22 protein-coding genes are annotated in these 23,572 nt (G+C 62.9%); 17 read left to right on the forward strand and 5 right to left on the reverse strand.

The window, feature by feature from the left end; translation table 11 throughout:
- Positions 1-301 precede the first annotated feature (301 nt).
- From A2I95_RS14555 to A2I95_RS14570, 4 genes are all read left to right on the forward strand, one after another.
- Complete coding sequence (locus tag A2I95_RS14555; protein WP_291730585.1) at positions 302-1,858, forward strand: trimethylamine methyltransferase family protein; 1,557 nt, start codon at positions 302-304, stop codon at positions 1,856-1,858.
- Between the two features lie 66 nt (positions 1,859-1,924).
- A complete protein-coding gene (locus A2I95_RS14560; RefSeq protein WP_291730586.1) occupies positions 1,925-3,028 on the forward strand; it encodes a mandelate racemase/muconate lactonizing enzyme family protein in 1,104 nt (367 codons plus the stop codon).
- 14 nt (positions 3,029-3,042) lie between these two features.
- Entirely contained in the window at positions 3,043-3,777 is a 735-nt protein-coding gene (locus tag A2I95_RS14565; RefSeq protein WP_291730587.1) for an SDR family oxidoreductase, read from the forward strand.
- On the forward strand, positions 3,774-4,508 hold the full coding sequence (locus A2I95_RS14570) for an SDR family oxidoreductase (protein ID WP_291730589.1): 735 nt from the start codon (positions 3,774-3,776) through the stop codon (positions 4,506-4,508). Before A2I95_RS14565 ends, A2I95_RS14570 begins: the two co-directional genes overlap by 4 nt.
- Positions 4,509-4,591: 83 nt before the next feature.
- On the opposite strand, the gene A2I95_RS14575 is transcribed toward A2I95_RS14570, so the two are convergent.
- From A2I95_RS14575 to A2I95_RS14590, 4 genes are read right to left on the reverse strand one after another with little or no spacing between them, the layout of a single operon-like run.
- Entirely contained in the window at positions 4,592-5,932 is a 1,341-nt protein-coding gene (locus tag A2I95_RS14575) for an FAD-binding oxidoreductase (RefSeq protein ID WP_291730590.1), read from the reverse strand.
- Positions 5,929-7,428 (reverse strand): aldehyde dehydrogenase, encoded by a 1,500-nt coding sequence (locus tag A2I95_RS14580; protein ID WP_291730591.1) that lies wholly within the window; start codon positions 7,426-7,428, stop codon positions 5,929-5,931. Before A2I95_RS14580 ends, A2I95_RS14575 begins: the two co-directional genes overlap by 4 nt.
- A 3-nt stretch (positions 7,429-7,431) precedes the next feature.
- The gene (locus tag A2I95_RS14585; RefSeq protein ID WP_291730593.1) at positions 7,432-8,349 is read right to left on the reverse strand and encodes a dihydrodipicolinate synthase family protein; all 918 of its coding nucleotides are present in this window, start codon (positions 8,347-8,349) and stop codon (positions 7,432-7,434) included.
- 10 nt (positions 8,350-8,359) lie between these two features.
- Positions 8,360-9,070 (reverse strand): GntR family transcriptional regulator, encoded by a 711-nt coding sequence (locus tag A2I95_RS14590; RefSeq protein ID WP_291730594.1) that lies wholly within the window; start codon positions 9,068-9,070, stop codon positions 8,360-8,362.
- 247 nt (positions 9,071-9,317) lie between these two features.
- On the opposite strand from A2I95_RS14590, the gene A2I95_RS14595 reads away from it, so the two are divergent.
- The 13 genes from A2I95_RS14595 to nqrF all read left to right on the forward strand — a co-directional run bounded on the left by A2I95_RS14595 (position 9,318) and on the right by nqrF (position 22,797).
- A complete protein-coding gene (locus A2I95_RS14595) occupies positions 9,318-10,268 on the forward strand; it encodes a GlxA family transcriptional regulator (protein ID WP_291730595.1) in 951 nt (316 codons plus the stop codon).
- A 108-nt stretch (positions 10,269-10,376) separates the two neighbouring features.
- Positions 10,377-11,291 carry a LysR substrate-binding domain-containing protein gene (locus A2I95_RS14600; protein ID WP_291730597.1) on the forward strand — a complete coding sequence of 305 codons (915 nt, stop codon included), beginning with the start codon at positions 10,377-10,379 and terminating at the stop codon, positions 11,289-11,291.
- Positions 11,292-11,386: 95 nt separating this feature from the next.
- Positions 11,387-12,541 carry an aromatic ring-hydroxylating dioxygenase subunit alpha gene (locus A2I95_RS14605; protein WP_291730598.1) on the forward strand — a complete coding sequence of 385 codons (1,155 nt, stop codon included), beginning with the start codon at positions 11,387-11,389 and terminating at the stop codon, positions 12,539-12,541.
- A complete protein-coding gene (locus tag A2I95_RS14610) occupies positions 12,538-13,989 on the forward strand; it encodes an aldehyde dehydrogenase family protein (protein ID WP_291730599.1) in 1,452 nt (483 codons plus the stop codon). Before A2I95_RS14605 ends, A2I95_RS14610 begins: the two co-directional genes overlap by 4 nt.
- A gap of 3 nt (positions 13,990-13,992) precedes the next feature.
- A complete protein-coding gene (locus A2I95_RS14615) occupies positions 13,993-14,232 on the forward strand; it encodes a hypothetical protein (RefSeq protein WP_291730600.1) in 240 nt (79 codons plus the stop codon).
- Positions 14,233-14,324: 92 nt separating this feature from the next.
- Entirely contained in the window at positions 14,325-15,419 is a 1,095-nt protein-coding gene (locus A2I95_RS14620; RefSeq protein WP_291730601.1) for an alcohol dehydrogenase family protein, read from the forward strand.
- Positions 15,416-16,540, forward strand: a complete 1,125-nt coding sequence (locus A2I95_RS14625; protein WP_291730602.1) for a mandelate racemase/muconate lactonizing enzyme family protein — start codon at positions 15,416-15,418, stop codon at positions 16,538-16,540. Before A2I95_RS14620 ends, A2I95_RS14625 begins: the two co-directional genes overlap by 4 nt.
- 403 nt (positions 16,541-16,943) lie before the next feature.
- Positions 16,944-18,287 (forward strand): Na(+)-translocating NADH-quinone reductase subunit A, encoded by a 1,344-nt coding sequence (locus tag A2I95_RS14630; protein WP_291730603.1) that lies wholly within the window; start codon positions 16,944-16,946, stop codon positions 18,285-18,287.
- A 5-nt stretch (positions 18,288-18,292) separates the two neighbouring features.
- On the forward strand, positions 18,293-19,501 hold the full coding sequence (locus A2I95_RS14635) for an NADH:ubiquinone reductase (Na(+)-transporting) subunit B (RefSeq protein ID WP_291730604.1): 1,209 nt from the start codon (positions 18,293-18,295) through the stop codon (positions 19,499-19,501).
- Positions 19,494-20,297: a Na(+)-translocating NADH-quinone reductase subunit C gene (locus A2I95_RS14640; protein WP_291730605.1), complete on the forward strand. Its 804-nt coding sequence runs from the start codon at positions 19,494-19,496 to the stop codon at positions 20,295-20,297. Before A2I95_RS14635 ends, A2I95_RS14640 begins: the two co-directional genes overlap by 8 nt.
- The gene (locus tag A2I95_RS14645; RefSeq protein ID WP_291730606.1) at positions 20,297-20,950 is read left to right on the forward strand and encodes an NADH:ubiquinone reductase (Na(+)-transporting) subunit D; all 654 of its coding nucleotides are present in this window, start codon (positions 20,297-20,299) and stop codon (positions 20,948-20,950) included. The genes A2I95_RS14640 and A2I95_RS14645 overlap by 1 nt, the downstream gene beginning before the upstream one ends.
- Positions 20,950-21,558 carry an NADH:ubiquinone reductase (Na(+)-transporting) subunit E gene (nqrE, locus tag A2I95_RS14650; protein ID WP_058284773.1) on the forward strand — a complete coding sequence of 203 codons (609 nt, stop codon included), beginning with the start codon at positions 20,950-20,952 and terminating at the stop codon, positions 21,556-21,558. Before A2I95_RS14645 ends, nqrE begins: the two co-directional genes overlap by 1 nt.
- Positions 21,559-21,573: 15 nt before the next feature.
- The gene (gene nqrF, locus A2I95_RS14655; protein WP_291730608.1) at positions 21,574-22,797 is read left to right on the forward strand and encodes an NADH:ubiquinone reductase (Na(+)-transporting) subunit F; all 1,224 of its coding nucleotides are present in this window, start codon (positions 21,574-21,576) and stop codon (positions 22,795-22,797) included.
- A gap of 121 nt (positions 22,798-22,918) precedes the next feature.
- Here the strand turns inward: nqrF and A2I95_RS14660 are convergent, their stop codons facing one another.
- A complete protein-coding gene (locus tag A2I95_RS14660) occupies positions 22,919-23,497 on the reverse strand; it encodes a YceI family protein (protein ID WP_291730611.1) in 579 nt (192 codons plus the stop codon).
- Positions 23,498-23,572 lie beyond the last annotated feature (75 nt).

Raw genomic sequence — 23,572 nt, forward strand, 5'->3', positions numbered from 1 at the left:
GGGAGAAGCGTGTTACCCCGCCCTCAGTGCACATGATCCGCAGTCGGGCGCAGCGGGTGAGTCGCTGCAGATCAGCGATTCCTCCGGAAATAGACCGCAACAGGCTCTACTTAGGGTCTATTATGCTGCTGCGCGGCCTGAGTACCGATGCGGGAACGCTCCGAAGCCGTGCTTTGGAACTGGAACATGGTACAAGCCGGTTCCATTGGATGGAATGTCGGTTTCTGCAACCGCATTTCGCAATCCTGCAGGTGAAACCGCATCTCTTGGGTGAAACTCTCCGTCAAAGGAGACCCCTGCTATGACTGAGCAAGCCATTGCCCCCCGCGCCCGCTCCGGCGGCCGCAACGCCCGCCGTGCCCTGCGCACCGCCCCGAAATTCGACATGCTGCCGGGCCTGACCCGCAACATCCCGCTCTGCGAGGTGATGGACGGCGCCCAGGTCGAGATGATCGACAATGCCTCGATGGACATTCTTGAGAACGTCGGCGTCCAGTTCCGCGACCCCATCGCGCTGGAGGACTGGAAACGCGCCGGCGCCAAGGTCGAGGGAGAGCTGGTCTATCTGGACCGCGGCCTGGTGCGGGAGCTGATCAAGACCATCCCCAGCGATTTCACCTATCATGCGCGCGATCCGCAAAAAAATGTGCGCCTGGGCGGCAAGCATTCGATCTTTGTGCCGATGACCGGCGCGCCGTTCCTGCGCGACTTGGACGACGTGCGCCGCAACCCGATGCTGGACGACCTGGCGATGTTCCACAAGCTGGCGCATATGATGCCCAGCTTGCATTCTTCGGCGCATCACATCGTAGAACCCTATGATCACCCGATCAGCCAGCGCCACCTGCGCATCACTTATTCGTCGATGAAATACTCGGACAAGACGTTCATGGGCATGACCACCAGCCCCAAGAACGCCGAGGATGTGCTGGACATGTGCGCGATCCTGTTCGGCGAGGATTTCATCGACCAGAACCCGGTCACCACCGGCAATTGCAACGGCAACTCGCCGCTGGTCTGGGACGAAACCATGCTGGGCGCCATGCGTGCCTTCTGCCGCCGCAACCAGCCGGTGCTGTGCTCGCCGTTTGTGCTGGGCGGCGCCAACACTCCGGCGTCGGTTCCCGCCACCGTGGCGCAGCTGAACGCCGAGGCGCTGAGCGCGCTGGCCTATACCCAGGTGATCCGCAAGGGCGCGCCTGCAATCTATGGCCACTACCTGTCCACCGTCAGCATGAAATCCGGCGCGCCGATGGCCGGCACGCCTGAAATCAGCCTGATGAACTTCATGATCGGCCAGATGGCGCGGTACTATGGCGTGCCGTGGCGGACCTCCAACACATTGGGCGGCGCCAAGACGTTTGACGCGCAAGCGGGGTATGAATCCGCGACCACCCTGCAGGCGGTGATGCATGCGGGCGCCAACTATGTCTGGCATTCGGCGGGCTGGAACGAGGCCGGGATGCATTGTTCCGTCGCCAAATTCATCGTCGATGCCGAGCAATGCGCGATGGCCTACCGGATGGCGGAAGGGCCGAAATGGCACGACTTCGACCAGGCGCTGTCAGCGGTGCCGGATGTCGGCCCCGGCGGCCACTACCTGGGCCATCCCCATACGCAGGAAAACTTTCAGGAGGCGTTTTTCATGCCGGAGCTGTTCGACAACAACTCGATCGAGCAATGGCAAGCCGAGGGCAGCGTCGAGATCACCGAACGCGCCCTGACCCGTGCCAAGAAGCTGCTGTCCGAATACCAGGAACCGAAACTGGACGAGGCGAAGAACGAAGAACTGCTCGACTACATCGCCCGGCGCGAGCGGGAAATCCCCGCGGCGGACGAGCTGAACCAGAGTTACTGATTTCCTCCCCCCGACTGGCCCGCCCCCGCAACAGAGGGCGGGCCTTTTTTCCAACAGGGCAAGCATATGAAAATTGCGGAAATCCATATATATCAGCATGATCTGCCGGTGAAGAACGGCCCCTATACGATGGCCGCATCAACGATCCGGGCGCTGGACACCACACTGGTGAAACTGGTGACGGACAACGGGCTGACTGGCTGGGGCGAGACCTGCCCGCTGGGTCCGGTCTATGACAAGGCGCATGGCAAGGGCGCGCGCGCGGCGCTGATGGAAATAGCGCCGGGGCTGATCGGAACGGACTGCCAGCCGCTGACGCTGCAGCGGCAGATGAATGCGCTCTTGATGGGGCATTCCTATGCAAAGGCTGCAGTTGATATCGCGCTGCATGACGCGTTGGGCAAGCATCTGGGTCTGCGGGTTGCGGATCTATTGGGCGGCGCTGTCACGGACCGTGTGCCGTCGTATTACGCCATCGGGATCGAGACGCCGGAGGAGGCCGCCCGCATTGCCCGTGAAAAGCGCGCTGAGGGTTTCGGCCGCCTTCAGGTCAAGGCGGGCGGGCGCGATCCGGAGATTGACATAGCCGTGGCGCACAAGGTCTGGGAGCAGATCCAGGGCAGCGGCATGCGGCTGGCGCTGGATGCCAACCGCGGCTGGACACTGCGCGATGCGCAGTTCGTAAGCCGCGGCTGCGCGGCAATCCCGCTGATCATCGAGCAGCCCTGCCAGACCCTTCAGGAGTTCCGCAAACTGCGGCCCTTGCTGTGCCACCCGCTGTATATGGATGAATCCTCCGAAGACCTGGCCATCGTGACCGAGGCAATCGGGGGCGGGCAGGCGGATGGCTTCGGTATGAAGGCGACCCGCATCGGCGGTCTGCAGAACATGCGCGCGTTCCGCGATATCTGCGAGGCAAACCAGATACCGCATACCTGCGATGACGCCTGGGGCGGCGACATTCTGGCCGCCGCCTGCACCCATATCGGGGCAACGGTGCGTCCGGACCTGCTGGAAGGCGTCTGGATTGCAGCCCCCTACATCGACGGCCATTACGACACTGAAAACGGTATCCGGCTGGACGGCGGCCATATTGCCCTGCCGCAGGGGCCGGGCCTGGGCGTCACCCCGGACGAAAGCCTGTTCGGCGCGCCGGTGGCTTCCTTCTGATTGGAGACAGGATCATGGAATTTCAGGGAAAATGCGCGTTGGCCACCGGTGCAGCCGGCGGTATCGGTGCGGCAATCGTCCAGCGCCTGCGGGCCGCGGGCGCCAAAGTGGCCGTGGCCGACCGCGATACCAGCAGCGTTGAGGCGGATGCGCATCTGCCGGGCGATCTGCTGGAGGCCGGATACGCGAACACGTTACCGCTGGCCGCTGCCGAAGCTCTTGGCGGATTGGACATCGTCATCAACAACGCAGGCGTCATCACCCGCGGCCCGGTGACGGACACGTCGGATGCCGACTGGGACCTGTCGATGGGCGTCAATGTCCAGGCACCCTTCCGCATCTGCCGCGCCGCAATCCCGCTGATGGCTGAAACCGGCGGCGGCGCCATCGTCAACACCGCGTCCTGCTGGGGCGGCAAGGCGCCGGGGCCGAACCACGCGCTCTACTGCATGACCAAGGCGGCGATTGCCTCGCTGACCCAATGCATGGGGATGGACCACGCCCATCAGGGCATCCGCATCAACGCGGTCTGCCCGAACGAGGTGAACACCCCGATGCTGCGCTCAGGCTTTGCCAAACGCGGCTTTGATCCAGATTCCGCGGTGGCGGAGCTGGGCAAATCCGTGCCGCTGGGCCGGATCGCCGAAGCCGGGGATATCGCAGATGTGGTGATGTTCCTTGCCTCAGACGCCGCCCGCTACATGTGCGGCGCGCTGGTTGAGGTCAACGGCGGGAAACCAGTGTCATGAGCCGGTTTGACGGCAAAACCGCCCTGGTCACCGGCGGACGCAGCGGCATCGGCCAGGCCATTGCCCGCCGTCTGCGCGACGAAGGCGCCCGCGTCTTCACCGCGCAGCGCGGTGAGGATGCCGAATTTGAGGCCATCCCGGCGGATTTCACCGACCCGGACAGCCCGGCACAGGTAGTGGCAGAGGCCGTCAGCAGGGCAGGGGGGCTGGATATTCTGGTCAACAACGCCGGCATGATGCAGGAGGCCCGGGTTGAGGAAATGACCCTTGCCGACTGGCGGCGCAATCTGACAGTGAACCTGACGGCACCCTTCCTGATGATCCAGGCGGCCCTGCCGCACTTGCGGAAGACCAAGGGAAACATCGTCAATACAGGATCGATCGAAGGCCTGGCCAGCAACCCCGGCCACGCCGCCTATTGCGCCTCCAAGGCAGGTTTGCACGGCCTGACCCGCGCGGTGGCAGTGGATCACGGGCCTGAGGGCATCCGCTGCAACGCGGTGGCGCCGGGATGGATCGACACGGACCTTAATCTGGATTTCATCGAAGGCATGCCCGACCCGGATGCCTTCCGCCGCGGCATATCCCGCATCCACCCGGTCGCCCGCACCGGCAGGCCCGGGGAAGTCGCCGCACTTGTGGCTTTCCTGGCGTCAGAGGATGCCGGTTTCATCACTGGCCAAATCTACACCGTCGATGGCGGCCGCATGGCCAAGCTGAGCCTGCCTTGAACTGAGAAGAGCCCGGCCCTCGCTTCATCTTTGCAAAAATACTCCGGGGGAGGCCGCAGGCCGGGGGCAGAGCCCCCAACCCTCTATTCCTTTCCGGACCGCCATTCCTTCCACATCAGATAAGTATTGGCCCCAAGCGAGGCAAAGGGCTCCGGCGGCAGTTTCGGCAGCTCCGGCTGGGCCAGGAAATGGCTGGCGATGTCCGATCCCCCCTGCAGCAGCAGCTCGGCCGCGCCCATGCCCTGCAAGGTGCCGCGGGCAATGCCGAGGCCGTTCTGGCAGCAGGCGGAATAGACACCCTGGTCCAGCTCGCCAAAGGCTGCAGACCCGTTGCGGCTAAGGCACAGCATCCCGGCCCAGCGGTGCTCCATCCGCACGTCCCCCAGATGCGGAAAGCGCTCGCGGAACTTGCGGTCATGCACCCAGCCGGCGTTGCGCAGGCGCATCCGGCTGGTCTCGATCGTGGGGTGAAAACTGGCGCAGGTGCGGATCAGGATGCGGTCGCCGTAAGAGCCGGATATCCGCCGCACCGAGGTGCCCACCGGATCGGACGGAGTGACCGACCAGCGGGGAACGCCGCCCAAGCGCTTGATCTGCTCCGGCGTCAGGCGTTCTGTCATCGAGGCATAAAGACAGATATGCATCAGGCGGCGCTGGTAAAAGCCGAAGCTTTCCAGATGACCGTTGTTGGCCAGGATGATCCTGCCGGTGCTGATGCGGCCCTTGGGGGTTGCGACAACCCAGCCATTACCCTGTTTCTCAAACCCCGTGGCAGGGGTGTTTTCAAACACGCTGATTTGCCCGGCCAGATGCGCCGACAAGGCCCGGATGTAGCCCGCGGGCTGGATCATCACCGTGCCCGGCGCATAAAGGCCGGATGTGTAATGCGGGCTGCCTGTCAGCGCCTGCATTTCCGCCTGCGAGTAAAGCGCATGCGGCTCGCCCAGCCGGTCCAGATGGGCGGCGAAATCGCGGTTGTGCCGGTCGCCCGCGCGGGTGGCCGCAGCGTTTATTTTACCTGCAGGATCAAAGAGTTCCTGCGGCAGGGCGCAGTCTTCGGCGATGCCCTTGGCAAAACTGATGGCCTGGCGGTTCATGGCAATGGCAGCGCGGTCTGCCTCCAATGCGTCGCCGGCGTAATTGTCGGAGGCCAGATCATGCGGCAGATCGATCATGAAGCCGGAATTGCGCCCGGCTGAGCCTTCGGCGAATTGCCCTGCTTCCAGTACCGCCACCTTCAGGGCCGGGTCCAACTGATGCAGGCGGCGGGCGGCGGACAGGCCGGCGAACCCGCCGCCGATGATGGTGACATCGGCGGTCAGATCCTTGTCCAGCACCGGCAGCGGATCTTGCGGCGGCAGGATGGCATTCCACCCTGCCGCCGCAGTCTGCCGGGGCAGGCGTTTGGCGGTGTATGTGCTCAATCCACGGCCTCATCTGCGTCGTCGGCCAGGTCGATCCAGATGGTTTTCAGCTGGGTGTACTGGTCGTGGGCATGGACCGAGTTGTCGCGGCCGCCGAAGCCCGACTGCTTGTAGCCGCCAAAGGGTGTGGAGATGTCGCCCTCGCCAAAGCTGTTCACTGTCACCGTGCCGGCCCGGATCATCCGCGCACCGCGGATTGCCCGCTTGGCGTTGGCGGTGAAGATCGAGGCACACAGGCCATAGTCCGTGTCATTGGCGATGCGGATGGCCTCGTCAAAGCCGGTGACCTCGATCACCGACAGGACGGGGCCGAAAATTTCCTCGCGCGCCAACACCGCGTCGTTGCCCGGCACCTCAACCACGGTGGCCTCGACAAAGGCGCCGTCATGCGCCTTGCCGCCCAGAACCACGGTGTCCGCCTGTTCCAGATAGCTGCAGACCTTGTCGAAATGCGCCGATGACACCAGCGCGCCCATGCGGACCTCCGGGTCCAGCGGATCGCCGATGTTCCATTGCTTGGCGTGATGGGCAATGCGTTCCAGCAGTTCCCCCTTCACATCCCTATGCACGATCAGGCGGGAGGAAGCCGAGCAATTCTCGCCCATGTTCCAAAAGGCGCCGTTCACGATGTGCGCCGCCACGCGGTCCAGGTTTTCGGCGTCGTCCATCACGATGGCGGGGTTCTTGCCGCCCATTTCCAGCACCACTTCCTTGGCGTTGCTTTCCGCCGAGTAGGACAGGAAGCGCTTGCCGGTCACAGTGGAGCCGGTGAAAGAGACCATGTCGATATCCATGTGGCGCCCGATGGGTTCGCCCACCTCGGCGCCGCCGCCGGGCACGATGTTCAAGACACCGCGCGGCAGGCCGGCTTCCATCGCCAATTCTGCCACACGCAGCGCGGTCAGGGTGGTCTCCGCCGCAGGCTTCACCACCACCGAGCAGCCCGCCGCCAGCGCCGGGCCAATCTTCCACGCGAGCATCAGAAGCGGGAAATTCCAGGGCAGCACCAGGCCGACAACACCAATGGGTTCACGCACCACCATGGCGATGTGATCATCCGAGGCGGGTGCGACCTGATCATAGATCTTGTCGATCGCCTCGGCGTGCCATTTGATGCAGTGGATGGTCTCCGGCACATCGACGGTTTCGCAGTCATAGATGGTCTTGCCGCTGTCGATGCTTTCCATAACCGCCAGTTCGCGGGCGTTGCGGGTCATCAGCTTGGCGAGCCGGATCAGCACGTCCTTGCGCTCTGACGGATGCAGGCGGGACCAGCGGCCATCGTCAAAGGCTTCGCGTGCCTTTTCAACCGCGAAATCAACGTCCTCGGCACCGCAAGCGGCGATATCGGCCAGCTTCTCGCCTGTTGCCGGGTTCACGGTCGCAAAGGTCTTACCCGAGGCCGCGGGGCAGAACTTGCCGTCGATGAACGCAGCCGTCGGCAGGTCGAGATTGGCGGCGATGGATTTGTATTCGTCCTGAGTGAGCAAAGTCATGGATCAGCCCTCCGCCTGAATGTCGGCAATTTTCTGTTTCAGCACGCGCACGACCTGTTCCAGCGCGCGTTTGTCGTCCTTGTTCAGCCCCTTCAGCGGTGCCCGCATGGCGCCTGCTGCGATACCGTTCAGGGTGACGCCGTGTTTAATGGTCTGGATGAACTTGCCGCCCTGTTCGAGGACCCGCATCAAGGGCATCATCGCCGACATGATCCGGCGGCCCTTGGCAAAGTTGCCCTCGATCACGCAGGCATTATAGAGCGCCACATGTTCCGCAGGCAGGAAGTTGGAGCCGCCACAGACCCAGAAGGGCGCGCCCCAGGCAAAGAATTCCAGCGCTTGATCATCCATGCCGCAGCCCAGCTGGATATGCGGATAGTCCCGCGCCAGCAGATGCACCCGGTTGATATCGCCCGAGCTTTCCTTGATGCCGCAGAAATTGCGGCTGCGGCCGACGCGGTCCAGGAACTCCTCGCCCATCATGGTGCCGGTGCGGTGCGGGTAGTTGTACAGCATCACCGGCAGATCAGCCGCCTTGTCGATAGCCAGCGCATTCAGCGCGTTCTCGCGGTCGGTCGGGACCGAATACGGGGGGGAGGCGAGCAGGATGCAGTCGGCGCCGACCTCCTTGGCGCCTTGCGCCAGCGCAATGGAATCGCCGGTCAGCATCGCGCCGGTGCCGACCACCAAGGGCAGGCGGCCTTTGAGCCGTTCATGGGTGAACCGCGCCAGTGCGATGCGTTCTTCGACGGTCTGGGCATAGTTTTCACCGGTCGAGCCGCCGGAGATCAGGCCATGCACGCCGTTTTCAACCAGATATTCGATCACCTCGGCCAGCGCGTCCCAATTGACGCTGCCATCCTCGAAATGGGGGGTCACCACCGGGGTGTAGATCCCATTGAAACTAAACAGGGGGGTCATTTGGGGTCCTCTATGCAGGGGTTTTGCGGGTTACCGTGCCAAGCGGCACATCAAGCCCCGCAGGCATGACAAACAGTTCGATCCGGTCGCGTGACAGGTTCCAGTGATCAATCGCCAGCTGCGCCGCCGCGGCCTCGTCGCCAGTCTCGATGGCGGCGATGATGGCATCGTGCTGGGCGCTGGCCTCTGAGACGTTTTCGGCCATCTCGGTGCTTTGCGGCCGGTAGAAGGTCATCGAGATGCGGGCATGGTCGATCAGCAGCCGCTGAAAGGAGGGCAGCAGGTAGATGTTGTCCGCCATTTCGCCGGTGATGTCGTGAAAGCGGTTGTTGGCCATCGCCCGCTCAGCGCTGGAACCGCTGCGCAGGGCGGCTTTGAAGTCCTCTTGCGCCGCTTTCAGCACCGCGATCTGTGCGGGTGTTGCGTGTTTCGCCGCCAGCTGCAGCACCGCGCCGTAGATCATCGGCGCCGCCAGGAAGAAATCGCGCAGGGTCATATGCGACATCTCGCTGACCCGCGCACCGCGGTTTTCGCGCAGATCCACATATCCTTCGCCTGCCAGCTGGCGCAGCACTTCGCGCAAGGGGGTGCGCGACAGGCCGGTGTCCTCGGACAGTTTCGCCTCGTCCAGATCGGCGCCGGGGCGCAGCTCCAGCGTCATGATGGCCGCCTTGAGGCGGCTGTACAGCTCTGCCTTACGGGTCTTGGAGGCGTCTTTCATGGGTCTTTCTCCTGCCGCTGATGCGGATGGGATTCTTCGGGTCGCGGTCTCTATGGCATGGCTATACGTGATCTGTACAGAAAAAATACATATTGTGTACAAAGAAAAAATATGATGTGTGCAGTTTGCGGGCGTTTTGCGCTGTGCAGCGGCTTGCGGCAAAGGGGGCAGGGGGCGTAGCCTGCCCGGACCGCAGGGCTGTGCTCCACGGGGCCGCCCCATGCGTTTCTTGTCAGGCGGTCTCACCATGTCCAAAACTCAGCATTTTGCCTTTCTTCTGGTCGAGGAATTCTCGCATCTCGCTTTTTCCTGCGCGGTGGAACCCCTGCGCATCGCCAATCTGGTCAGCGGTCAGGACTTGTATGACTGGTCGTTCGGTTCGGAAAACGGCGAGACCGCGACCTGCTCCAACGGCTCGGTGACGCTGGTGCATTACGGGTTTGACGCGATCCCGAAATGCGATCAGCTGTTTGCCCTGTCCGGGATCCACATGCGCAACCATGTGACCCGGCCGCTGCTGGCGGCGCTGCGGCGCGAACGGGCGCGGGGCACGCGGATCGGCGCCTTGTGTTCAGGCGCCTGGGTGCTGGCCGAGGCCGGGTTCCTGAATGGCATGCAGGCGGCGATCCATTGGGAATACCATGACAGCTTTATGGAGGGTTTCCCGGAGGTGAACCTGGTGCGCAGCGTCTTTGTGGCCGATGAAAAGCACATGACGGCCTCCGGCGGCACCGCCACAGCGGATCTGATGCTGCATCTGATTGAGCGCGATCACGGCTATGACCTGGCGGTCGCGGTGGCGGATCAGATGGTCTATAACGCGGTGCGCAACGCCACGGCTGAACAGAAAGTCTCGCTGCAATCGCGCAACGGGATGCGCAACCGGCATCTGGCGCGGGCGATCCAAATGATGCACGACCATATCAGCGATCCCATCTCGCCGGCGCTGATCGCCGAGGATATCGGGATCTCGACCCGTCAGCTGGAGCGGCTGTTCGGCAAATACCTGAACACCTCGCCCAAGAAATACTCGATGGAAATGCGGCTGGAGCGCGCCCGCAACCTGCTGATCCAGACCGAGGCCTCGGTGACCGAGGTTGCGCTGTCCTGCGGGTTTGACAGCCCGGGTCATTTCTCGCGGGTGTACAAGGCCGCCTTCAACGTGACGCCGATGCTGCAACGCGGCCGGATCGACTAGAGGTGCCGGAAACGGCGTGCGGTTGCAATTTCCTCTCTGGCCTTCAAAGCTGCATTTCCCGTACTGAAATGAAGACCACTCATCCCAGCCAGCTGCCAGGAGCCGCAGATGTCCCGTCGCCATTACAGCCTGCCGCCACTCACCACCCTGGCCGCGTTTGAGGCCGCCGCCCGGCACCTTAGCTTCAAGAATGCCGCGCAGGAGCTGTCCGTTACCCCCGGTGCCGTCAGCCATCAGGTAAAGGCGCTGGAGGCCGAGCTGCAGGTGCCGCTGTTCCAGCGCAAACACCGCGGTGTGGAGCTGACCGAGGAGGGCGAGGCGCTGTTTGATACGCTGGCGACGTCTTTTTCCAAAATCTCGCTGAGCCTGAAAACCATCCGCGACCGTCATACCGGCGACACCGTGACCATCGGCTCCACCTCTGCTGTGGCCTCGCTGTGGCTGTCGCCCTCAGTGGTGCGGTTCTGGCGCCGGCATCCGGATGTGAACGTCAATCAGATCGTCAACGACCGGCCGTTGCGCAGCATGCCCGACGTGGATTTCTACATTCGCTACGGGCGCGAGCGCGATACCCGGCTGCAGCAGACCGAACTGTACCGTGACCATCTGGTGCCGGTCGGCAATGCGGAACTCGCCGCAAAGCTCACCGGCTGCCCATTGGAGGAGCTGGCGCAGCAGCGGCTGCTGCATCTGGAATCGGATGACAAAAGCTGGACCACCTGGGCCGACTGGTTCCAGCAGCAGGGCTATGACGGTCCCATCGCGCCGGGCGTGCGGGTCAACAATTATTCCGTCGCGTTGCAGGCAGCACAGGACGGGGCCGGGCTGGCGCTGGGGTGGCAGCGGCTGCTGAACCCCTTGCTGACCGCGGGCCAGCTGGTGCCGATCGGGCCGCATGTGCTGGCAGCGCCTCACGGGTTCCATCTGGTGGGCAGGCCGGACGCAGACCTGTCGGAATCCGCCCGGTTGCTTCGCAATTGGGTGATCGGCGAGCTGGGTCAAGGCTCAGGTGAATCCAGCTAAGGCCAGCGCGAAGATTTCTGATATTGAGTGAATCCGCTCTCTCCGTTCAATGGCGCACAACGCGCACATCTTTACCCAGGTTTGGAGAGACCCAGATGAACAAGCATGACACGCTTGCCCCGGTGATGGCTCCGGTCAACGTGGCCAACGGCCTGCCGAACGCCCATTACATCGACCCCGCCGTCTTTGCCGAAGAGAAACGCTCGGTGCTGTTTGCCAACTGGTCGGGCATCGGCTTTGGCAAGGATGTGCCGGAACCGGGGTACGCGAAGCCGGTGGATTTCCTTGGGATGCCGCTGCTGATCGTGCGCGACACCGATGGCGCCGTCGGCGTCTTTCAGAACACCTGCCGCCACCGCGGCATGATCCTGGTCGAAAAACCCGGCAAGATCCGCGGCGCCATCCGCTGCCCCTATCACAGCTGGTGCTATGGCTTGAACGGGCGCCTGGTCTCGACCCCGCATGTGGGCGGCCCCGGCAACAACAAGCATGAAGACATCAAGCTGGACGAGCTGGGCCTGGTCCGCATCCGCTCCTATGTCTGGCGCGACGTGATCTTTGCCAATGTTGACGGCAACGCGCCCGCGTTTGAAGACGCCCACGCAGGGCTGCTGGAACGCTGGAAGGAATTCGAACAGCCGGTGCATCACGGCGGTGAAGGCTCGGGCTTTCAGCTGGAGGTCAAAACCAACTGGAAACTGGCGGTCGAGAATTACTGCGAAAGCTACCACCTGCCGTGGGTGCATCCGGGCCTGAACAGCTATTCCCGCCTGGAAGACCACTACAATATCGAGGTGCCGGGCCACTACTCGGGCCAGGGAACCCTGGTTTATCGCCAGATGAAGGGCGACGACGGCAAAATGTTCCCGGATTTCGAGGGTCTCAGCAGCAAGTGGGACGAGGGCGGCGAATACGTGGCTGTCTACCCGAACGTGCTGCTGGGTGTGCAGCGTGACCATGCCTTTGCGATCATCCTTGAGCCGGTCGACACCGGAAACACGGTTGAGCATATCGAGCTGTATTACGCCAAATCCGCCGACGACACGCCGGACCTGGAGCAACTGCGCGATGAGAACGCCAAGCTGTGGAAAACCGTGTTCGAGGAAGACGTCTTTGTCGTCGAGGGCATGCAGAAGGGCCGCCATGGCGAGCTGTTCGACGGCGGGCGCTTCTCTCCTGCAATGGACGGGCCGACCCATAACTTCCACGCCTGGGTGGCCGATCAGGTGACCAAGGGCCGCGCGGCATGAGTGCGTTCCTGAACGACGGGCTGGCCAGGAACTTCCTGGCCGGCAAATGGGTCGAAGGCGACGGCGGCAAACGCATGGCGGTCGAAGATCCTGGCAATGCGGAACACGTGGCGGATTGCGCGCTGGCCGGCGAGGAGAGCCTGGCCCGCGCGCTTGAATCGGCCCGCGCGAGTTTCGAACGCGGTGATCTGGCGGGTATGCAGCCCGCCAAACGCGGCCAGCTGATGCAGCGCATCGCAGTTGAAATCCGCACCATTGCGGACGAAGGCGCAGACCTGCTGTGCCGGGAAAGCGGCAAAAGCCTCAGCGCCGCCCATGATGAATTCGAAGAGGCTGCACAGTATTTCGAATACTACGGCGGCATGGCCGACAAGATCGAAGGCAAGTCGATCCCGCTTGGCCCCGATTATGCTGACTTTACGGTCTATGAGCCTTTCGGCGTCTCGGCCCAGATCGTGCCGTGGAACTTCCCGGTGTCGATTGCGGCACGCTCCTTGGCGCCTGCGATGGCGGCGGGCAACTCGGTGATCATCAAATCGCCGGAGCTGGACCCGATGGCGCTGGCGATGCTGGGCGTCGCCCTGGAACGCGCCGATGTCCCCGCGGGGACAGTCTCGATTTTGAACGGCATCGGTTCGGATCTCGGCGCGCGGCTGGTGGAAAGCTCCGCCGTGGATCAGATCGTCTTCACCGGCTCGGTCCCGACCGGCCAGGCGATCCTGCGCGCGGCGGCCAATCCGGTAACGCCCGCACTGATGGAGCTGGGCGGCAAATCCGCCGCGGTGGCATTTGAGGACACCAATCTCGACACGCTGATGTCTTCTTTGCAAAGCGGCATCTTCTATAACGCCGGTCAGGTTTGCTCCGCCATGTCGCGGGTGCTGGTGCATCGCTCGATCTACGAGGAAGCGGTTGAGCGCGCCGCGGCGCTGGCCAACGGCCTCAGCGTCGGCCACGGGCTGGAAAACCCAGGCCTCACCCCGGTGATCTCGGCGCGGCAGCTGGACGGTATCGAAACCCTGGTGGCAACCGCCCGCCAAAGCGGCGCGCGCGCGGCTTCGGGCGGGGCGCGGCTGGAGCGTGAGGGCTATTTCATGGCGCCCACCATTCTGGCCGACGTGGATCCCGCATCCCGTGTCGCGCAGGAGGAGATATTCGGCCCCGTCACCTGTTTCACCCCGTTTGACACCGAAGCCGAAGCCATCGCCATGGCCAACGGCACCGAGTTCGGGCTGGTGGCCGGCGTCTTCACCCGCGATCTGGCGCGGGCGCACCGGGTGGCGAACCGGCTGCGTGCCGGGCAGGTGTTTGTGAACGAATGGTTCGCGGGCGGCATCTCCACCCCCTTCGGCGGGGTCGGCAAATCGGGCTTTGGCCGCGAAAAGGGACTGGAGGCGCTCTATAATTATGTGCGCACCAAGAACATCGCGATCTCGCTGAAGGGCTGAGGGATGGAGCGCGCAGAACTCGACCGCGCCTTGCTGAAAGCGCATGAAGACAAGGACAACGCGGCGCTGGTTCAGCTGTATACGCTAGCCGGTGACAGGGCCGAGGCGGCGGGCAACATCGATGCGGCTTGCTTCTATCTGACCCATGCCTTTGTCTTTGCGCTGGAAGCGGGCCAGCCGGAGGCCAAGGAGCTGAACCGCCGTCTGGCGGAGCGGGGCCGGGCGCATCCGCTCGCGCTCTGACACAGTTTCAGGCTGCGGTCCCCGCGGGGACAGCGGCCTGTTTTGGCCGGCAGGGGAGGGCCGGCCAATTTATTCCAAAGGGAGAGACACTCATGATCCCCAGCAAAATGGCGGCAGTTCTGCTGACCGGTCACGGCGGTATCGACAAACTTGACTATCGCACCGACGTTGACGTGCCGCAGCCGGGACCTGGCGAAGTGCTGATCCGCGTTGCAGCCGCAGGCATCAACAACACCGACATCAATACCCGTATCGGCTGGTACTCCAAGGCGGTGGATGCGGACACCAATGCGGGCGGCGCAACCGGGTTTGACAGCGTCGATGACGACGACGCCAGCTGGTCCGGCAAGCCGCTGGAATTCCCGCGCATCCAGGGAGCTGACGCTTGCGGCCATATCGCGGCGGTGGGGGAGGGGGTTGACCCGTCCCGCATCGGCGAGCGAGTGCTTGTGCGCAACATGCTGCGTTCTTACGTGGGCTACCGCCCCTATGAATGCTGGACCTTCGGCAGCGAATGCGACGGCGGTTTTGCCCAGTTCGCGGTGGCGCCGGCACGCGAAACCCATGCGGTGAACTGCGACTGGTCGGATGCCGAGCTGGCCTCGATCCCCTGCGCCTACTCCACGGCCGAGAATATGCTGCACCGGGTGGGCCTGGGCGCCGAGACGGTGCTGATCTCCGGCGCGTCGGGCGGTGTTGGCTCTGCCGCCGTGCAACTGGCGAAACGCCGGGGTGCGACGGTGATTGCACTGTCCTCTGCCGCCAAGGCGGATGAGGTTCTAGCACTTGGCGCCGACCGGGTGATCGACCGCAACGCCGATCTGCGCAGCGAACTGGGCGAGGGATCGATCGACGTGGTTGTGGATCTGGTGGCTGGTGAACAATGGCCCTCTTTTCTGGACGTTTTACGGCGCGGCGGGCGTTATGCCACCGCCGGCGCCATCGCCGGGCCGATCAGCGAGATCGACGTGCGCACGCTCTACCTCAAGGACCTGACCCTGATGGGCTGCACCTTTCAGGAGGACGAGGTGTTCGCCAATCTGATCTCCTATATCGAGGCCGGGGAGATCCGCCCGCTGGTGGCCGCGACCTATCCGCTGAGCGAGATCGCCGCTGCGCAGGAGGATTTCCTGAGCAAGAAGCACGCAGGAAAACTGGTGCTGATGATCCCGGAGGCCGAGGCGTGAAGATCAAGAAGATCGAACTGTACCAGCTGGACCTGCCCTATTCCGGCGGCGTCTATGTCCTGTCGGGCGGGCGTGAATACCGCAGCTTTGATGCGTCATTTGTGCGCATCACCACCGATACCGGGCTGGAGGGCTGGGGCGAGAGCACCCCGTTTGGCGCCACCTATATCGCTGCACACGCCTTGGGCGCGCGGGCGGGGATTGCCGAAATTGCGCCCTATCTTCTGGGCCGCGATCCGCGGCAGATGGACCGCATTAATGACGCGATGGACACGGCGTTGCTGGGCCACAACCACGCCAAATCCGCCATTGATCTGGCCTGCTGGGACCTGTTCGGAAAATCGGTGAACATGCCGGTCTGCGAACTGCTGGGCGGCGCAACGGGCAAACGCCTGCCGGTGATCTCTTCGATCTATGCAGGCAGTCCTGGGGATATGCGCGCCCGCGTCGCGCAGCACCGCGAGATGGGCTATCTGGGGCATTCGGTCAAGGTCGGCGCGCTGGACAGCGAGGGCGGCCCGGCGCTGGATGCCGAGCGCATCCGCGAGTCCTTGGCCGACCGGCAGCCGGGCGAGTTCTTTCTGGTTGATGCCAATGGCGGGCTGACGGTGGAGGCCGCGCTGCGGATGCTGCGGATGCTGCCCGAGGGGCTGGACTTTGTGTTGGAAGCGCCCTGCAGGACCTGGCGTGAGACCATGTCGCTGCGCAAGCGCTGCGCGGTGCCGATCATCCTGGACGAGCTGGTGCAGCAAGATGAGGATATCGCGCTGATGCTGGCGGAGGATGTGGCCGACGGCATCGGCCTCAAGATCTCCAAGGCGGGCGGGCTGACCCATGGGCGGCGGCACCGGGATATGTGCCTGGCTGCGGGTGCCACGGTCAGCGTGCAGGATACTGTGGGTTCGGCCGTGGCGTTTTCCGCTATCGCCCATCTGGGCGCCACGGTGCCGGAGCGCAGCCTCCGCTGCATTCTGGACTGCCGCGATATGGTGACGCTGAAAACCGCTGAATTCGACGCGCCGGTACAGGATGGCGGCGTGCTGGTGCCGGATGCGCCGGGGCTGGGGATCACCGTGGACCGTGATCTGATGGGCGCGCCGGAGATGGTCTGGGACGCGTGAGGTCAGCGCAAAATCCGCAGGCCTGTCGCGAATCACATGCAGGCTGCCGCAGACGTTAGCGCCACCACATTGAACCGCCCCGGCAAGCCCTGCTTGGCCGGGGTGTTTTGTCCACAGGCAGGGTGCGCGATTGCCGCTTCCGGGTGGCGCATCTGACGTATTGGCAGGCTAGGGATGCGGCATTCTGGCTTAGAAGCTGCGATCACGGAGGAATCTGGTGCAGAGGCAGGGCGCTGGCCTTGCCATTCGGCGGCAAATTTGATTCGAGAGGCGCAATCAAACAGGGCCGGACCCGGCTGGTGAAGAGTCAAAAGCGACCGTAACTTGCGTTTTCTTTGTCTCCGCCGCCGGAAACAGATAAGTACCGCCACGGGAATCGGCCTCACAAGGACGTAGCGCAAATATGAAGACATTTAACTTGAGGAAGGGGCTGGATCTGCCGGTGACAGGCGCGCCGGAACAGACCATTCACCCCGGCCCGGCCATCACTTCGGTGGCGGTTCTGGGCCCCGATTATCTGGGCCTGAAACCGCGTATGCTGGTGCAGGAAGGCGAGGAGGTCCAGCGCGGAACTCCGCTGTTCTGCCACAAGGATACCGAGGCTGCGATGATGGTGGCGCCGATGACCGGCAAGGTCGTGGCGATCAACCGCGGTGCGCGCCGGGTGCTGGAAAGCGTGGTGATCGCGGTTTCCGATGCCGAGGACAAAGGTGTCGATTTCTCCGCAACCGGCAATGCCGATACCGCTGAGGGGCTGACCGAAAAGCTCTGCGCTGCGGGCCTCTGGACTTCGTTCCGCACCCGTCCCTATTCCAAAATGCCGCTGCCGGGCTCCAAACCTGCTGCGATCTTTGTGACCGCGACGGACAGCGAGCCGCTGGCCGCTGATGCCGCGGTGATCATCAATGACGCGGCTGAGGCGTTCGAGACCGGCCTTAAGGCGCTGACCCTGCTGACCGACGGCACCACCTTCCTGTGCCAGAAGGCAGGCGATAGCATTCCGGGCACCGATGTTGCCGGTGTCGAGGCCGCCGCGTTCTCCGGCCCGCATCCCAGCGGTCTGGCCGGCACCCACATCCACTTCCTGCATCCGGTGAAGGGTGACGACGAAGTCTGGACCATTTCCTATCAGGACGTGATCGCGATTGGCCGCTTGCTGCAGACCGGTCATCTGGATCCCTCTGTTGTTGTTGCGCTGGCCGGCCCTGCTGCGCGTTCCCCGCGGCTGGTCCGCACTGTTGCGGGCGCCTCTACCGATGAACTGACCCGCGGCGAGATTGCTGCGGACGGCCCGGTGCGGGTGATTTCCGGATCGATCCTGTCGGGCCGTCAGGCATCAGGTTCGTTTGCCTATTTGGGCCGCTTCGCGCGCCAGGTCGCGATCATCGAGGAAGACCGCAAGCAGATCCCGCTGGGCTGGATCCGCCCGATGGGCAGCAAATACGCGGTGCAGCCGGTGCTGGGCTCTGCCCTGACCCGCAAGCTGTTCAGCCTGACCAGCAACCTCAACGGCGGCCGCCGGGCGATGGTGCCCACCGGCACGTTCGAGCAGCTGATGCCGCAGGATTACCTGCCGACGCAATTGCTGCGCGCGCTGCTGGTGATGGACACCGATACCGCACAGGCGCTGGGTGCGCTGGAGCTGGACGAAGAGGACATGGGCCTCGTCGGTTTTGCCTGCCCGGCCAAATATGAATACGGGCAAGCGCTGCGCGACTGCCTCGCCAAGATTGAAAAGGAGGGCTGAGCCGGATGGGATTGCGCAGCTTCTTTGACAGGATCGAGCCGCACTTTGAAAAGGGCGGCAGATACGAGAAACTCTTCCCCGTCTATGAGATGGTGGAGAGCTTCCTTTATACCCCGAAAACCGTGACCACCGCCGCGCCGCATGCGCGTTCATATGTCGATATGAAGCGGATCATGACCTATGTGGTGATCGCCACCATCCCCTGCATTCTGTGGGGCATGTGGAACACCGGTTATCAGGCGAATTCGGCCATTGCCGCGCTGGGTGCGGATACCGCGACCGGCTGGCGGATTGCCATCCTGCAGATGTTCGGCATTTCGCTGGATGCAGCCAACCCGATGGCCAATATCGCCCACGGGTTCCTGTATTTCCTGCCGATCTACATCGTGACGCTGGTTGCAGGCGGCATTTTCGAGGTGATCTTTGCCACCGTGCGGGGCCATGAGGTGAACGAGGGTTTCCTTGTGACCTCGATGCTCTACACCCTGATCATGCCGGCCTCGGCGCCGCTGTGGCAGGTCGCGCTTGGCATTATCTTCGGCGTGGTCATTGGCAAGGAAGTCTTTGGCGGCACCGGCAAGAACTTCCTGAACCCGGCACTGACGGGCCGTGCGTTTCTGTATTTCGCCTATCCGGCCAATATGTCGGGCGATAGTGTCTGGACCCCGGTTGACGGTTTCTCGGGCGCGACTGCGCTGGGGGTCTCCGCTGCCGAAGGTGTGCAGGCGCTGGCGGCCAAGGGCATCGAATGGTCGGACGCCTTTTATGGCACCATTCAGGGCAGCTTTGGCGAAACCTCGACGCTGGCCTGTGCCATCGGTCTGGCCTTCCTGCTGTTCACCAAAATTGCCAACTGGCGCCTGATCGCGGGCTGCCTGGGCGGCATGATTGCGTTTTCGCTGCTGTTGAACGTCATTGGTTCCGACACAAACCCGATGTTTGGGATGCCGTGGTACTGGCACCTGGTGCTGGGCGGCTATGCGTTCGGTCTGGTGTTCATGGTGACGGAACCTGTGTCGGCCTCCCACACCAACGCGGGCCGCTACATCTATGGCGCCCTCATCGGGGTGATGGCGGTGCTGATCCGGGTGCTGAACCCGGCCTTCCCCGAAGGCATGATGCTGGCGATCCTGTTCGGCAACGTTTTTGCACCGCTGATCGACTACTTTGTCGTGCAGGCCAACATCAAACGGAGGGCGCGCCGCCATGGCTGATACCCAAAGCAAAGGCCTGATCGGCCGCTTCCTCGCCGCATCGCCGGATTCGGTTGGCAAGACCGTGTTCATCGCTGTTGCCGTCTGCCTGGTGGCCTCGATGATCGTGTCCTCCGCCGCCGTGTCCCTGCGCCCGGTGCAGGAAACCAACCGCAAACGCGACAAGCAGCTGAACGTGCTGCAGGTGGCGGGCCTCTATGAGCCCGGCACAGATGTTGCCGAAGCCTTTGCCGCCTTCGAACCGCAGGTGCTGGATCTGCAGACCGGTGCGTTCACCGATCAGTTCGACGCCGCAAGTTTTGACGGTCTGGCTGCTGCGCAGGATCCTGAGCTGAGCCGCGCGCTGGACAATGATCCGGCGGGCATCGGCCGCCAGTCGCGCTACAAGACCGTTTATCTGCTGCGCGACGAAGCAGGCGCGCTGGACAAGGTGATCCTGCCGATCCACGGCTATGGTTTGTGGTCCACTCTTTATGGCTTCATTGCGGTCGAGGAGAACGGCAACGATATTTTCGGCCTGCAGTTCTACCAGCACGGTGAAACCCCGGGCCTGGGCGCCGAGGTGGACAACCCGCGCTGGAAGTCCCTGTGGAGCGGCAAGAAGCTGCATGACGCAGATGGCGAATTGCAGATCACCGTTGCCAAGGCGCAAGGCCCGGCCGGGCCGGAGCACCATATCGATGCGCTGGCCGGTGCGACGCTGACCTCTGTCGGCGTGGACAATCTGGTGAAATTCTGGATGGGCGAAGAGGGCTACGCACCCTTCCTGACCGCCCTGCAAGCGGGAGAGTTCTGATGGCGCAGACCAAGAAGGAAATGCTGGTCGACCCATTGGTCGACAACAACCCGATCACGCTGCAGGTTCTGGGCATCTGCTCGGCGCTGGCTGTGACGTCGTCGCTGCAGGTGGCGTTTGTGATGACCCTGGCGGTGACTTTTGTGACCGCGTTCTCGTCGATGTTCATCTCGATCCTGCGCAATCAGATCCCCGGTTCGATCCGGATCATCGTGCAGATGGTGATCATCGCCTCGCTGGTGATCCTGGTGGATCAGGTGCTCAAGGCCTATGCCTTTGAGATTTCGAAAACCCTGTCGGTTTTCGTGGGCCTGATTATCACCAACTGTATCGTGATGGGCCGCGCCGAGGCCTTTGCCATGAAGAACCCGCCGGTCGCGTCCTTTATCGACGGCATCGGCAACGGTCTGGGCTATGGTCTGATCCTGATGCTGGTCGGCGTGATCCGCGAGCTGTTCGGCTCCGGTTCGCTGTTCGGCATCACCATCCTGGAGACCGTGAACAACGGCGGCTGGTATGTGCCGAACGGCCTGTTGCTGCTGCCGCCCTCGGCGTTCTTTGTTATCGGCCTGCTGATCTGGGGGTTCCGCACCTGGAAACCGAACCAGGTGGAAGAGCGTGAATATAAAATCCAATCCGTGGAGGCGCACTGATGGAAGGGCTGATTTCACTCGCCGTCAAGGCCATCTTTGTTGAGAACCTGGCGCTGTCCTTCTTCCTGGGCATGTGTACTTTCATCGCGGTGTCGAAAAAGATCTCGACTGCGCTGGGGCTGGGGATTTCGGTCATGGTGGTGCAGGCCATCACCGTGCCGGCCAACAACCTGCTGCTGACCTACCTGCTGAAACCCGGCGCGCTGGCCTGGGCGGGTTTCCCGGATGTGGATCTGACCTTCCTTGGTCTGATCTCGTACATTGGCGTGATTGCGGCGATGGTGCAGATCCTGGAGATGATCCTGGATAAGTATTTTCCGCCGCTTTACAACGCGCTGGGGATCTTCCTGCCGCTGATCACGGTGAACTGTGCGATCCTTGGCGGTTCGTTGTTCATGGTGGAACGCGATTACAACTTTGCCGAGGCAACCACCTATGGTCTGTCTTCGGGCTTTGGCTGGGCGCTGGCGATCACCGCGATGGCGGGCGTGCGCGAGAAGCTGAAGTATTCCGACGTGCCGGACGGTCTGCAGGGCCTGGGCATCACCTTTATCACCGCAGGTCTGATGGCGATGGCCTTCATGTCCTTCAGCGGCGTCAAACTGTAAGGAGAGCGCGGAAACATGGAAACTTTCACGCTCGGCGTAGCCCTGTTCACGGTGATCGTGCTGGCGCTGGTGACCATCATCCTGGTCGCCCGCTCCCGCCTGGTCTCGACCGGCAACGTCAATATCACCATTAACGGTGAAAAAACCATCTCGGTGCCTGCGGGCGGCAAGCTGCTGCAAACGCTGGCGGCAGAGAAACTGTTCGTCCCCTCCGCCTGCGGCGGCGGCGGTACCTGTGCGCAGTGCCGCGTGCGGGTGCATTCCGGCGGCGGCTCGATCCTGCCGACCGAGGAAAGCCACATCACCAAGCGCGAAGCGGGCTGCGGCGACCGTCTGTCCTGTCAGGTTGCGGTCAAGCAGGACATGGAAGTCGAAGTCCCGGAAGAGGTCTTCGGGGTCAAGAAATGGCGCTGCAAGGTGCGCTCGAACGACAACGTGGCGACATTTATCAAGGCGCTGGTTCTGGAACTGCCCGAAGGCGAGGATGTGAACTTCCGCGCCGGCGGCTACATCCAGATCGAGGCGCCTGCACACCAGCTGGCCTATACCGACTTTGACATTCAGGAGGAGTACCGCGAGGATTGGGACCGCTTCAATCTGTGGCAGTACAAATCGCAAGTGGCTGAACCGGTCGAGCGCGCCTATTCGATGGCGAACTACCCGGACGAAAAGGGCATCATCATGCTGAACGTCCGTGTCGCCTCGCCGCCGCCGGGCTCCGAAGGTATCCCGGCCGGTATGATGTCGTCCTACATCTTCAATCTGAAGCCGGGGGATGAAGTCACAATCTCGGGTCCGTTCGGCGAGTTCTTTGCCCGCGACACCCAGAAGGAAATGGTCTTCATCGGCGGCGGTGCCGGCATGGCGCCGATGCGCTCCCACATCTTCGACCAGCTGAAGCGCCTGCAGAACCGCGACCGTAAGATCAGCTTCTGGTATGGTGCGCGCTCGAAGAAAGAGATGTTCTTTGTCGAGGATTTTGACAGCCTGGCCAAGGAGTTCGACAATTTCGACTGGCACGTGGCCCTGTCCGACGCGCAGCCCGAGGACGATTGGAAAGGCTACACCGGCTTTATCCATAACGTGCTGTTTGAGGAATACCTCAAGAACCACCCGGCGCCGGAAGACTGCGAATTCTACATGTGCGGCCCGCCGATCATGAACCAGTCGGTGATCAACATGCTGCTGGATCTGGGCGTGGACCGCGAGGACATCATGCTGGACGACTTCGGCGGTTGAGCCGGAGACGCAAGCCAAAAACGAAGCCCCGGATGGAAACATCCGGGGCTTTTTGTTCTGCCGAAAGGTTCCGGGGAAGCCGGGCCATGCGTGCGCCCGCCGCGCCCCTCCCGTGCGGTGGTTACTGTGCTCTCATCTCGGTGACGATGCTGATGGTGATCGGCCCCGTTGAGAAACCGCCGACGCCGAACGCCTGATGGTCGATGGTTGTGCTGGCCTCAAACGCGGCCCAATCGCCCTGGTAGTATTCAATCGCGCCGCCCAGCGGATGCGGTCCGAAATGGGTCATGCTGGTTTCCAGCACAACCGGTTTGGTGGTGCCGTGGATGGTCAGGTCGCCGGTGACATTGGCAGTGTTGTCGCCGGTCTTTTCCACCCCGGTGCTGACAAAGGTGATCTCGGGATAGGTCGCAACTTCGAGGAAATCGGCGCTGGAAATGTGATCGTCCAGCGGGCCAAAGCCGGTTGCCAGGCTGTCCGCCTTGATAGTGACATTCAGCGAGGCGGCTTCGGGGTTTTCGGGGTCGATATCCAGCGTGCCCTCGGCCTGGGTGAATTCACCGCTTTGGACCGAAACACCGGCGTGGCTCCAGCTGAACTTAACCTCGGTATGGCCCTGGTCGGTCTTATAGGTGGTTGCAAAGGCGGCGGGTGCGGCCAGCAGTGCGGCGGCGGCAAGCGGTGCAATCTTGATCAACATGGCGGTATCCCTGTCTGGATTTGTCCTTGGGGCGGTATTGGATTCCAGGGTTCATTGTTCGCGCTGAACCCCCTA

Source organism: Leisingera sp. F5 (genome assembly GCF_001593695.1).